The organism is Microbacterium sp. NPDC056569 (genome assembly GCF_042793475.1).
Lineage (GTDB): Bacteria > Actinomycetota > Actinomycetes > Actinomycetales > Microbacteriaceae > Microbacterium.
In genome coordinates, this window is sequence record NZ_JBHTUV010000002.1 from 36,849 (window position 1) to 49,311 (window position 12,463).

10 protein-coding genes are annotated in these 12,463 nt (G+C 71.4%); 5 read left to right on the forward strand and 5 right to left on the reverse strand.

Annotated elements, in window-relative coordinates:
- The first annotated feature begins 56 nt into the window (after positions 1-56).
- A complete protein-coding gene (locus ACFQ7C_RS02540) occupies positions 57-944 on the forward strand; it encodes an aminodeoxychorismate lyase (RefSeq protein WP_378897491.1) in 888 nt (295 codons plus the stop codon).
- Positions 945-953: 9 nt separating this feature from the next.
- On the opposite strand, the gene ACFQ7C_RS02545 is transcribed toward ACFQ7C_RS02540, so the two are convergent.
- Positions 954-1,406, reverse strand: coding sequence for a hypothetical protein (locus ACFQ7C_RS02545; protein ID WP_378897493.1), 453 nt, complete (start codon positions 1,404-1,406; stop codon positions 954-956).
- Positions 1,407-1,474: 68 nt separating this feature from the next.
- Here ACFQ7C_RS02545 and ACFQ7C_RS02550 point away from each other — a divergent pair, with 68 nt between their 5' ends.
- Positions 1,475-2,023, forward strand: a complete 549-nt coding sequence (locus tag ACFQ7C_RS02550; protein ID WP_378897496.1) for a TetR/AcrR family transcriptional regulator — start codon at positions 1,475-1,477, stop codon at positions 2,021-2,023.
- A gap of 49 nt (positions 2,024-2,072) precedes the next feature.
- Here the strand turns inward: ACFQ7C_RS02550 and pstB are convergent, their stop codons facing one another.
- The 4 genes from pstB to ACFQ7C_RS02570 all read right to left on the reverse strand — a co-directional run bounded on the left by pstB (position 2,073) and on the right by ACFQ7C_RS02570 (position 6,134).
- The gene (pstB, locus tag ACFQ7C_RS02555) at positions 2,073-2,852 is read right to left on the reverse strand and encodes a phosphate ABC transporter ATP-binding protein PstB (RefSeq protein WP_378897499.1); all 780 of its coding nucleotides are present in this window, start codon (positions 2,850-2,852) and stop codon (positions 2,073-2,075) included.
- 31 nt (positions 2,853-2,883) lie between these two features.
- On the reverse strand, positions 2,884-3,993 hold the full coding sequence (gene pstA, locus ACFQ7C_RS02560; protein ID WP_378897501.1) for a phosphate ABC transporter permease PstA: 1,110 nt from the start codon (positions 3,991-3,993) through the stop codon (positions 2,884-2,886).
- A 1-nt stretch (position 3,994) separates the two neighbouring features.
- Complete coding sequence (pstC, locus tag ACFQ7C_RS02565; RefSeq protein ID WP_378897504.1) at positions 3,995-4,939, reverse strand: phosphate ABC transporter permease subunit PstC; 945 nt, start codon at positions 4,937-4,939, stop codon at positions 3,995-3,997.
- A gap of 76 nt (positions 4,940-5,015) precedes the next feature.
- Positions 5,016-6,134, reverse strand: a complete 1,119-nt coding sequence (locus tag ACFQ7C_RS02570; RefSeq protein WP_378897506.1) for a phosphate ABC transporter substrate-binding protein PstS — start codon at positions 6,132-6,134, stop codon at positions 5,016-5,018.
- A gap of 239 nt (positions 6,135-6,373) precedes the next feature.
- On the opposite strand from ACFQ7C_RS02570, the gene ACFQ7C_RS02575 reads away from it, so the two are divergent.
- The 3 genes from ACFQ7C_RS02575 to ACFQ7C_RS02585 are packed head-to-tail and all read left to right on the forward strand — an operon-like array spanning position 6,374 to position 12,457.
- The gene (locus tag ACFQ7C_RS02575) at positions 6,374-7,177 is read left to right on the forward strand and encodes a hypothetical protein (RefSeq protein WP_378897508.1); all 804 of its coding nucleotides are present in this window, start codon (positions 6,374-6,376) and stop codon (positions 7,175-7,177) included.
- A 1-nt stretch (position 7,178) separates the two neighbouring features.
- Entirely contained in the window at positions 7,179-11,126 is a 3,948-nt protein-coding gene (locus ACFQ7C_RS02580; protein ID WP_378897510.1) for a Pls/PosA family non-ribosomal peptide synthetase, read from the forward strand.
- Positions 11,123-12,457 carry a M1 family metallopeptidase gene (locus ACFQ7C_RS02585; RefSeq protein WP_378897513.1) on the forward strand — a complete coding sequence of 445 codons (1,335 nt, stop codon included), beginning with the start codon at positions 11,123-11,125 and terminating at the stop codon, positions 12,455-12,457. Before ACFQ7C_RS02580 ends, ACFQ7C_RS02585 begins: the two co-directional genes overlap by 4 nt.
- The last annotated feature ends 6 nt before the right edge of the window (positions 12,458-12,463 follow it).

Genomic DNA, 12,463 nt, shown 5'->3' on the forward strand with positions numbered 1-12,463 from the left:
ATCCAGTGTAACCGAGTCCGGGAGCGTGGCATTCCCGAACGCCTAAGCTCGGGGTCATGGCCTTGCGTTTCGCGCTCGTGATCGAGCCCGCGGCATCCGACGATCCTCGCCCCGATTTCGCCGACTCGTTCCGGGTCATCGATCCGTCCGCGCCGGCGCTCAGCGTCGGCGAACTGAGCACGCAGCGCGGCGACGGCATCTTCGAGTCGATCGGGGTGGTCGACGGCCACGCGCAGGAGACCGAGGCGCACCTCGAACGACTCGCGCACTCGGCACGGATCTGCGACCTTCCCGCGCCGAACCTCGAGCAGTGGCGGCAGGCCGTCGCCGTCGCCGCCCGGCACGCGCCGAGCGACGGGGAGGGCGTCGTCAAGCTCATCCTGAGTCGCGGCGTCGAGCACGGGCCCGCACCGACCGCGTGGGCGACCGCCACGGCGGCCGCCGACAACTCGATCGCCCGCGAGAGGGGCGTGCGGGTCGTCACGCTCGACCGTGGATACGGCATCGACACCCCCGCGCAGGCGCCGTGGCTGCTCCTCGGCGCCAAGACCCTGTCGTACGCCGTCAACATGGCCGCGATCCGCGAGGCGAAGCGCCGCGGCGCCGACGATGCCATCTTCGTCACCTCCGACGGCTTCGTGCTCGAGGCGCCCACGGCATCGCTCATCCTCCGCATCGACGGGCGCTTCGTCACACCGGCGCCCAACGGCGGCATCCTCCACGGCACGACGCAGCTGAGCCTGTTCGCGCACCTCGAGGGGCACGGGCACGAGACGCGCTACGAGGTCCTCCCGACGAGCGCGCTGCGCGAAGCCGATGCCGCGTGGCTGGTATCGAGCGTGCGGCTCGCGGCGCCGATCAGGGCGATCGACGGCATCGAGGTGCCGGTGGACGCCGAGCTCACGGCATCCTTCAACCGATACCTGCTCAGCCCGCGCGACTGAGGCCGACGCTCACCGGGTCACGCCCGACATGTCGCGGCGCGCCCGCGCGATCATGCCGCGCGCGAGCAGCGCGAGTCCGGCACGAACGGGCAGCGATGCGAGGCGGCCGCCCGCGCCCTTGAAGCGCATGGCCGCGACCACGCGCACGAGCGAGTTCTGCTCGTCGACGCCCACACCGACGCGCACGTCGAGGCGGCGCGCATTCACCGCGACCAGCGCCTCATCGCCCACGACGCGGGAGACGGCCAGCCGGTCGCAGCGCGCGGGCCGGTGACGAAGAGCGGCGAGAGCCATCAGCACGAGCGCGATCCACCGGGGGAGGGCGGCCGTCGACAGCAGGTTGCGGGCCCACGCCGACGGATCTGCCGAGGCGTGCGCCGGCAGCACGTCGACCCACACCTGCGTGTAGTCGGGATCTGCGATGTCGACCAGGGCGAGCGACCAGAACGCGGGTTCTCTCATGCGAAGCTCCTCGCGACCATACGCCAACGTATGGTCCTGTCGAGAAAACTATACGGTACCGTACGGACATGGCAAGGTTCACCCGAGCGGACTGGGTCGAGGCCGCGTACCGCCGGTTCAGCGAAGACGGGATCCGCGCGGTCGCCGTCGAGCCGACCGCGCGAGAGCTCGGCACGACCAAGGGGTCCTTCTACTGGCATTTCGCCGACCGCCGAGCGCTCGTCGAGGCCGTGCTCGAGACGTGGCGCGACCGCGAGACCGATGCGCTGATCGCCGAGGTCGAGACGATCCCCGATCCGCAGGCGCGGCTCTCCGCGCTGCTCGAGATCATCGCCCATCGCACGGGGGAGCGCTCGGGTGAGCGCACGCTGTACGCCGACGCCGCCGCGGCGGACGTCCGCGACTTCGTCGAGGCCGTCACCGAGCGACGCGTGTCCTACCTGAGCGGCCTGCTCGAAGCATCGGGGGTTCCCGGTCGCGAGGCGCGGCGACGCGCGGTCATCGTCGTCTCGGCCGTCATCGGCTACCAGCAGCTCGTGTCGAGCGGATGGGATGTCCCGGCCGACCCGCGTCCGCTGGTGGAGACACTCTTCGCCCTGGCCACCGCTCCGGCATGACGACGAAGCCCCTCGCCGCAGGACGAGGGGCTTCGTGGCGTGGTGCGACTCATCCGAAGCGGCCCGAGACGTAGTCCTCGGTGGCCTGGACGGACGGCGTGGTGAAGATCGTCTTCGTCTCGTCGTACTCGATGAGCTTGCCCGGCTTTCCGGTGCCGGCGATGTTGAAGAACGCCGTCTTGTCGGAGACGCGCGAGGCCTGCTGCATGTTGTGCGTGACGATGACGACCGTGTAGTCGTTCTTCAGCTCGCCGATCAGCTCCTCGATCGCGTACGTCGAGATCGGGTCGAGCGCCGAGCACGGCTCGTCCATGAGGATGACCTCCGGCGAGACGGCGATCGCGCGCGCGATGCACAGACGCTGCTGCTGGCCGCCCGAGAGGCCCGAGCCGGGCTTGTCGAGGCGGTCCTTGACCTCGTTCCAGAGGTTGGCGCCCTTGAGCGACTTCTCGACGAGCGCCTCGGAGTCCGACTTCGACATCTTCTTGTTGTTGAGCTTCACACCCGCCAGCACGTTCTCCTTGATCGACATCGTCGGGAACGGGTTGGGGCGCTGGAACACCATGCCGACCTGACGGCGCACGAGCACCGGGTCGACGTTGGCGCCGTAGAGGTTGTCGCCGTCGAGCAGCACCTCGCCCTCGACGCGGGCGCCGGGGATGACCTCGTGCATGCGGTTGAGCGTGCGCAGGAACGTCGACTTGCCGCAGCCCGAGGGGCCGATGAACGCGGTGACGCTGCGCGGCTCGATGTCGAGCGAGACGCCCTCGACGGCCAGGAAGTCCGTGTAGTAGACGTTGAGGTCGTTGACTTCGATGCTCTTGGACATTGTTCCTGTCAGTTCTTTCGGGTGAGGACGCTCAGCGGCCGAGCTTCGGCGAGAAGACCTTCGCGACGATGCGCGCGATGAGGTTGAGGAGCATCACGAGGACGATGAGGATGAACGCGGCGGCCCACGCGCGGTCGATGTAGGCCTGCGCGGGGATGCCCTGGTTCATGTACTGGGAGTACGCGAACACAGGGAGGGTCATCATGCGGCCATCGAAGAGGTTGTAGTTCATCGAGGTCGCGACGCCCGCGGTGAGCAGCAGCGGCGCGGTCTCGCCGATGACGCGCGAGATCGAGAGCATGACGCCTGTCGTGATGCCGGCGATCGAGGTGGGCAGCACGACCTTCGAGATCGTCCGCCACTTCGGCACCCCGAGCGCGTACGACGCCTCGCGCAGCTCGTTCGGCACGAGTCGCAGCATCTCTTCGGTGGAACGGACGACGACGGGGATCATCAGCACGGACAAGGCGATGGAGCCCATGATGCCCATGCGGATGCCGGGGCCGAAGATCAGCGCGAAGACCGCGTATGCGAACAGACCGGCCACGATCGACGGGATGCCCGTCATGACATCGACGAGGAACGTGATGCCGCGGCTGAGGCGACCGCCGCGACCGTACTCGACGAGGTAGATGGCGGTGAAGATGCCGATCGGGATCGAGATGACGGCGGCCGCGAGCGTGATGAGGACGGTGCCGACGATCGCGTGGAGCGCGCCGCCCCCTTCGCCGACCACATTGCGCATCGACGAGCTGAAGAACTCGGCCGAGAGGCCCGCGACGCCGTTGACGACGACGGTGATGGCGACCGAGACGAGCGGGACCATCGCGATGAGGAACGCGATCGTCACCACACCGGTCACGAGGCGGTCGACGCCCTTGCGGCGGCCCTCGACGAGTGACGACGTGGTCGTGATCAAGACGAGGTACAGCAGTCCGGCCACGACGGCCCAGCCGGCGATGTTGAAGTCGTCGCCGGATCCCATCGCGAGGATGCCGAACAGCATCGCACCGGCGGCGAGGCTTCCCGCGAGGATGGCCCAGGGCGCCCAGACGGGCAAATGGCCGCTGGTCAGGCGGGGCGCCTCGCGCACGGGTGCCGTCGCCTGCGGAGGCTGAGGAGGAGCGGTCGTCACGGTCATGTCAGTTCGCTCCCGAGAATTCCTTGCGCCGGCTGACGATCCATCGTGCGATGGCGTTGACGACGAAGGTGACGATGAAGAGGATGAGGCCCGTCGCGATGAGGACGTTGACGTTCAGGCCGTAGGCCTCGGGGAAGGTGAGCGCGATGTTCGCGGGGATCGTCCCCGGGTTCTCCGAGGTGAAGAGCTGGAAGGTGACGACATTGGCCACCGAGAGGACCATGGCGACGGCCATCGTCTCACCGAGCGCGCGGCCGAGGCCCAGCATGGAAGCCGACACGATGCCGCTGCGCCCGAAGGGGAACACGGCCATGCGGACCATCTCCCAGCGCGTCGCGCCGAGCGCGAGCGCGGCCTCCTCATGGAGGACCGGCGTCTGCAGGAAGATCTCGCGGCAGATGGCCGTGATGATCGGCACCACCATGACGGCGAGGACGATCGCCGCGGTGAAGATCGTGCGGCCGGTGCTCGACACGGTACCGCCGAAGAGCGGGAACCAGCCCATGTTCGCGTTCAGCCAGGCATAGACCGGCTGCACGGCGGGAGCGAGCACCAGGATGCCCCACAGGCCGAACACGACGGAGGGCACCGCAGCGAGCAGGTCGACGACGTAGCCGAGGCCCTGCGCGAGCCGGCGCGGTGCGTAGTGCGAGATGAAGAGCGCGACCGACACCGCGAGCGGGACGGCCATCAGAAGCGCCAGGAAAGAGGCCCAGACCGTGCCGAACGCGAGCGGCCAGACGTACTCCCAGAAGTTCCCGCTGAGGATGCTGGCGGTCTCGCTCGTCGCGGTGAGGCCCGGGATCGACTGGATGATGAGGAAGATCGCGACGGCGGCGAGCGTGACGAGGATCATCACGCCGGCGCCGAGGGCGGTTCCCGAGAACCAGCGGTCGCCTGGCCGCTGCTTGACCTTGCCCGTCGCGGGGGCGGTCGTCGTGGTCATGGTGTCCTTCTGGATTCGGGTCTCTCAGGGTGATACCCGGCCCGATCGTCGTGCGACCGGGCCGGGCATCGGGGTCCTACTCGACGACGATCAGGTCGATCGCGGCGTTGACCTGCTCGCGCAGCGTGTCGGAGATCGGCGCGTTGCCGGCGGCCGCAGCGGCCGCGTCCTGGCCCTCGGCGCTCGCCACGTACTCGAGGTAGCCCTTGACGAGCGGCGCGACGGCCGCGTCGGCGTACTCCTGGCACGCGATCATGTAGCTGACGAGGACGATCGGGTAGACACCGGCCTCCTCCGAGGTGCGCTGCAGCTCGATCGCGAGGTCGCCCTCGCCGCGGCCGTCCTCGAGGGGCGACGCGTCGACGATCGCGGCAGCGGCCTCGGGCGAGTACTCGACGAACTCGTCGCCGACCTGGATGGCGGCGGTCGACAGGCCCTCTTCCGCGGCGCGCGAGGCGTCGGCGTAGCCGATGGTGCCGTTGCCGCCGGCGACGGCCGAGACGACACCCGAAGTGCCCTGCGCGGCCTCACCGGCGACGGGGGTCGACGGCCACACGCCGTCGGGCTCGTAGGTCCACACGTCACCGGCGGCCTGGAAGAGGTAGTCGGTGAAGTTCTCGGTGGTGCCCGAGTCGTCGGCGCGGTGCACCGGTGTCACGGCCAGGTCGGGGAGATCGACACCCTCGTTGAGGGCGGCGATCGCCGGGTCGTTCCAGTTCGTGATGGTGCCGGCGAACAGGCCCGCGGCGGTGGCGGCGTCGAGGTTGAGCGCGTCCACGCCCTCGACGTTGAAGATGATCGCGATCGGCGAGATGTAGGTGGGGAGCTCGATGATGCCCGAGCCGTCCACGCACCCGTCGAACGGGCCGGCCTCGATCTCCTCGACCTTGAACGCACGGTCGGAGCCTGCGAACGGGAAGGCGCCCGCCTGGAACGACTCGCGGCCCGCGCCGGAGCCGGACGGGTCGTAGTTGATGGTGACGTCGGGGTTCGCGGTCTGGAAGCCGGCGGTCCAGGCCTGAACCGCGACCTCCTGCGACGACGCGCCGCCGCCCGAGATCTCGCCGGAGAGGTCCGACGCGGCCGTGGTCTCGTCGGTCGTGCCGCCGGGGGTCTCGTTGGCGGCGCAGCCGGCGAGGGCGAGAGCCGCGACTGCGGCGACAGCGCCCACCTGGGCGATGCGGGAGATCTTCACTGTGTGAATCCTTCACGTGTCAGGGAAACAGGCCGAAGCGGCCTTCGGGTTCGAACCCGGTGCGGGGTTCGTCTGAAACGTAGGCTCGGACTCTTAAGAGACTGCGCTGTGCGGGTGAACGGAAGGTGAACGGGATGCCGACATCCATGCACAGGCATTGACGTCACGGGGTGGTTCTGCCGCAGAATTCCGCGTCATCCGCCGTCGGTCGTTCACCGGCGCCCGCTAAGGTGCCTCGCATGAGCAAGACCACCAAGGCAGAGCGCAAGGCCCTCGAGGCGATCGACGACGCGGAGTCGGCGGCGAAGAAGGCCCGCCAGGTCGCCAAGACCCTCCCGGGCAGGAGCGCGAAGAAGCTGCGCGAGGTCGCGGCCGAGACCGTCGACGACGTCGACGTGTCGAAGAAGGCCATCCGCAAGAACCCGCGCAAGGTCGCGAAGAAGGCGCAGCGCGCTGAGGAGCGCGTGCGCAAGGCGACCCGTGCCGCCGTCGCGAAGGCGGAGAAGAAGGCGCGTCTGAGGGCCGAAGCCGAGCGCGCCGCGGCAGAGGCCGCGAAGGCCGCCGCAGAGGGCAAGGCGCGTGCCGCCGAGGCGAAGGCGCTCAAGAAGGCGGCGGCCAAGGCCGAGCGCGCCGCGGCAAAGGCCGAGGAGGAGGCTCTCGGGGCCGACCGCGCGCTCGAAGCCGAACTCGCCTCCCGTGAAGCGGACGCGGAGACGGAGACGGATGCTGCCGCCACCGCGGCTTCCGAGCCCACCGTCGACGGGCCCTCTGTCGAGCAGGCCCCCGTCGACGAGCCCCCCGTCGAGGAGGCCCCCGTCGAGGAAGCGCCCGCAGAGGCGCCCGCTCCTGACGCACCGAAGGCCGCGCCGCGCCCCCGTGCCCCGCGTGCCCGCAAGCCGGCCGCCGAGCGTTCGGCCGCGGCATCCGGCTCCTCCGATCTCGGTGCGCTCACGGTCGCTCAGCTGCGCGACCGTGCCCGCGCGGCCGGGCGGACCGGCTATTCGCGGCTCACCAAGGCCGAGCTGATCGCGCTGCTGTCCTGACGTGAGCTCGATCGATTCGCTGCCGGCCGTACCGGCACCGCTGGATCGCATCGACGCGGCACCGGCGCCGCGCACGCTGCTCGACATCCTCCGCGCCACCGTGCAGCGCACGCCGGAGGCCTCCGCTCTCGACGACGGGTCGGGGGCGCTCAGCTACCGCGAGCTGATGGCGCGCGTCTCGCGCACCGCCGCGCTGCTGCACGAGGCGGGCGTCCGCCGCGGCGACCGTGTGGGCGTGCGGATGCCCTCGGGCTCGAAGGAGCTGTACATCTCGATCCTCGGGATCATCGCCGCCGGAGCGGCGTACGTCCCGGTGGACGCCGACGACTCCGACGAGCGCGCCCGGCTCGTGTTCGGCGAGGCGCGCGTGCACGGCGTGATCGGCGAGGGCGGCGCCTACGTGCCGGCGGCGATCGTCGACGGCCAGGAGCCCGCCGTCCTGTTCGGCGGCGCCGCGCCGAACCCGAGCACGCACGCGATCGTCGCGGTGCCGCCGCCGACGACCGACGACGACGCGTGGATCATCTTCACCTCCGGGTCCACGGGCGTGCCCAAAGGCGTCGCGGTGTCGCACCGCTCCGCCGCCGCCTTCGTCGACGCCGAGGCCCGACTGTTCCTTCAGGGCGCGCCGCTCGGACCCGGCGACCGGGTGCTCGCCGGCCTGTCGGTCGCCTTCGACGCCTCCTGCGAGGAGATGTGGCTGGCATGGCGCCACGGCGCCTGCCTGGTCCCCGCGCCGCGTTCGCTCGTGCGCTCCGGCGAGGACCTCGCGCCGTGGCTCATCCGCCAGGCGATCACCGTCGTCTCGACGGTGCCGACGCTCGCCGCGATGTGGCCGGCCGACGCGATCGAGAACGTCCGCCTGCTGATCTTCGGCGGCGAGGCGTGCCCGCCGGAGCTCGTCGCACGGCTCGTCGCCGACGGCCGCGAGGTCTGGAACACGTACGGCCCGACGGAGGCGACCGTGGTCGCGTGCGCGGCGCTCCTCGACGGCGAGGGACCGGTGCGCATCGGGCTTCCGCTCGACGGCTGGGCGCTGGCCGTCGTCGACGCGGACGACCGGCAGGTCGAGCCCGGCGGTCTCGGCGAGCTCATCATCGGCGGCGTCGGCCTGGCCCGATACCTCGATCCGGTCAAGGACCTCGAGAAGTACGCGCCGATGCCGACCCTCGGCTGGGAGCGCGCCTACCGGTCGGGCGACCTCGTGCGGTACGAGCCCGAAGGCCTCCTGTTCCAGGGCCGGGCCGACGACCAGGTCAAGGTCGGCGGCCGTCGCATCGAGCTCGGCGAGGTCGAGAACGCCCTCCAGGAGCTCCCGGGCGTGACCGCAGCGAGCGCGGCCGTGCGCACCAGCGATGCCGGGGTCCCCGTTCTCGTGGGCTACCTCGTCGTCGACGGCGAGCTCGACCGTGCGGCCGCCCGCGGGCACCTCGCCGAGCGCCTCGCCGCCGGCGTCATGCCGTTGCTCGCCGTCGTGCCCGACCTCCCGGTGCGCACCTCGGGCAAGGTCGATCGCGCCGCACTGCCGTGGCCGCTGCCCGACCTCGACATCCCGCGCGCCGACCTCAGCCCCGACGAGGCGTGGCTCGCCGACCAGTGGCAGGCGGTGCTCGGGCTCCCGGTCCCCGATCGCAAGGCCGACTTCTTCGACCTCGGCGGGGGCTCGCTCGCCGCAGCGCAGCTCGTCTCGCGCATCCGGGTGCGGGTCCCCGACTTCTCGGTGGCCGACATCTACGACGTGCCGCGCCTCGGGGCGATGGCGAAGGCGCTGCAGCCGTTCCTCTCGCGCGAGGAGGCAGGGGACTTCCGGATGCCGGAGCCCACGCCTCGCACGACGCAATGGGTGCAGTCGCTCCTGGGCGCACCGCTGTTCGTCCTCGCAGGCGTCCGGTGGCTGCTCTACCTGCTGACGGCCGGGGCGATCCTGCAGCTCTTCCCCGGATTCGAGGCCCTGCCCTCCGCGCCGTGGTGGCTGCTCATCATCGGGCTCGTGCTGTTCGCGACGCCGTTCGGCCGCATGGCGATCGCCGCGGCATCCGCTCGACTGCTCCTGGCCGGACTTCGTCCCGGGGACTACCCCCGCGGCGGCTCGGTGCACCTGAGGCTCTGGCTCGCCGAGCAGATCTCCGACCAGGTCGACGCGGTGGGACTCGCCGGTGCGCCGTGGGTGTCGTACTACGCGCGCGCCCTCGGCGCCCGGATCGGCGCGGATGTCGACATGCACACGCTTCCGCCGATCACCGGGATGCTGAAGGTCGGGGATCGCGCATCGATCGAGCCCGAGGTCGACCTCAGCGGGTACTGGATCGACGGCGACCTCGTGCGGATCGGGGAGGTGCGCATCGGCGCCGACGCCACCGTCGGCACCCGCAGCACCCTCGCACCCGGCACGCGGATCGGGCAGCGCGCCGAGATCGCACCCGGCTCCGCCGTCTTCGGCCGCGTGCGTGCGAACCAGTCATGGGCGGGCTCGCCCGCCGTGCGCGTCGGCGGCACGAGCGAGGGCTGGCCGGCCGAGCGCCCGCGGGCAGCGCGGCGGTGGCTGTGGGCGTATGCCGCGTCGGCTGTGGCCCTTGGCCTCCTCCCCATGGTGAGCTTCGCGGCGGGGGGAGTGGTGCTCGCGATCGGCATGCGGGGCGCTGCCGATCTCGGCAGCGCGCTCGGCGCGGCGTTCGTCTGGCTCGTGCCGGCGGTGCTCGTGACCGGTGTCGTCTATGCCGGCGCCGTCGTGCTGGGGGTGCGCCTCGCGTCGATCGGGCTCCACGAGGGCACCCACGCCGTGCGCAGCCGGGTCGGGTGGCAGGCCTGGTCCACCGAGCGCCTGCTCGACTCCGCGCGCACGATCCTGTTCCCCCTGTACTCGAGCCTGTTCACGCCGGTATGGCTGCGGCTGCTCGGGGCGCGGGTCGGACACGATGTCGAGGCATCCACCGTCCTGCTCATCCCGGCGATGACGCGCATCGAGGACGGCGCGTTCCTCGCCGACGACACGATGGTCGCGTCGTACGAGATGAGCGGCGGATGGCTCCGGCTCGGCGAGGTGCGCATCGGCAAGCGCGCGTTCCTCGGCAACTCCGGCATGGCCTCGCCCGGGCACACGGTCCCCAAGGACGGCCTCGTCGCGGTGCTGTCCGCGGCACCGGTCAAGGCGAAGGCGGGGTCGTCCTGGCTCGGCTCGCCCGCCACGCGCCTGCGCCGGCAGCCGAACGAGAGCGACGCGAGCCGCACCTACGACCCGCCGACCGCGCTGCGCGTCGCCCGGTCGCTGTGGGAGCTCTGCCGCTTCATCCCCGTCGTCGTCACGTGCGGCGTCGGGCTGCTGGTGCTGTTCGCGCTCGCCGCACTCGTCGAGACGGTGGGGCCGTGGATCGCGCTCCTGCTCTCGGGGTTCGTGCTGCTCGCGGCCGGCGCGCTCGCCGCGGGCATCTCGACCGCCGCGAAATGGCTGTTCGTCGGCCCGATCCGTGCGGGGGAGCAGCCGCTGTGGTCGAGCTTCGTGTGGCGCACCGAGGTGTCGGACACCTTCACCGAGATGCTGGCTGCCCCGTGGTTCGCGCGCGCGGCGGCGGGTACGCCGGCGCTCGCGGTGTGGCTGCGCAGCCTCGGCGCCCGCATCGGGCGAGGGGTGTGGTGCGAGAGCTACTGGCTCCCCGAGCCCGACCTCGTCACGCTCGGCGAAGCATCCACAGTCAACCGGGGGTGCGTCGTGCAGACCCACCTGTTCCATGATCGAATCATGAGCATGGACACCGTCGAACTCGAACCCGGTGCGACGCTCGGCCCGCACAGCGTGATCCTCCCGGCCGCATCGATCGGCGCCCACGCGACCGTCGGGCCCGCGTCGCTCGTGATGCGGGGCGAGAGCGTGCCCGTCGGCTCCCGCTGGAGCGGCAACCCGATCGGACCGTGGCGCGCGGTGAAGGTGCGCGCGTACCAGTCGACGTCGTGATCGGCCCCGACCCGTACACGCCGCGCAGCGGCGACGCCTCGTTCGACGTCGTGTCGTACGACCTCGACCTGCGCTACCGCGTCCACACGAACCGGCTCGAGGGCACCGCTCTCGTCAACGCGGTCGCGACCCAGCGGACGCGCTCCGTGCGGCTCGACCTCATCGGACTGCGCGCGTCGCGGGTGCGGGTGGACGGCGACGCGCGGACGAAGTTCGCACAGGATGCTGCGGGCCTGCGTGTCACGCCGCCGCAGGCGCTGGAGGTGGGCGAGGAGTTCTCCATCGAGGTGCGCTACGCGGGAGCGCCGGGCCCCCGGCGCTCGCGGTGGGGCACGATCGGGTGGGAGGAGCTCGAGGACGGCGTCCTCGTCGCCTCCCAGCCGATCGGCGCGCCGACCTGGTTCCCCTGCAACGACCGGCCCGACGACCGTGCCCGGTTCCGCATCGCGATCACGACCGATCCCGAGTACGCGGTCGCCGCGACCGGCGTGCCGCATCCGCCGGTGCGCGGCGGCGGACTCACGCGCTGGGAGTTCGTGTCGGAGGTGCCGACGGCGACGTACCTCGCCGCCGTCCACATCGGCCCGTACCGGGAGAGCGCGATCGGCCCGGTGCGGCTGATGGCGCCGGCCCCGCTCGTGACCGCGGCGCGGCGATGGTTCGCCGACGTGCCCCGCATCCTGGACTGCTTCCAGGAGGCGTTCGGGCCGTATCCGCAGGAGGGCTGCACCGTCGTCGTGACCGCGGACCCGCTCGAGATCCCCCTCGAGGCCCAGGGGCTCGTGGTATTCGGTGCCAACCACTTCGAGCCCGAGGCTGCCCGTCTCGTCCCACACGAGATCGCCCACCAGTGGTTCGGCAACAGTGTCGGCGTCGAGCGCTGGCGCGACATCTGGCTGAACGAGGGGTTCGCCTGCTACGCCGAGTGGGTGTGGTCGGAGGCGTCGGGCGGCGCCGACATCGCGACGCTCGCCGAGGAGCACCACGCACGCCTGCAGGCGCTGCCGCAGGACCTCGTCATCTCGGACCCGGGCCCCACGCACATGTTCGACGACCGCGTCTACAAGCGCGGAGCGCTGACGCTCGAGGCGCTGCGCCGCACGGTCGGCGCCGAGGTGTTCGCCGATCTGCTGCACACGTGGGTGCGCGAGCACCGGCACGCGCTGGCCACCACCGACGCCTTCCGCGACGGCGTTGAGCAGATCGCCGGCGCCGCGGCGGCGGAGCTGCTCGGCGAGTGGCTGGACGCCCCCGCGCTGCCGCCTCTGCCCGAACGCCTGCCGGAGCCGGCTCGGCGCAGGTGGCTCCGGCCGCCGGGCTCGCGGGAGTGAGGGCCC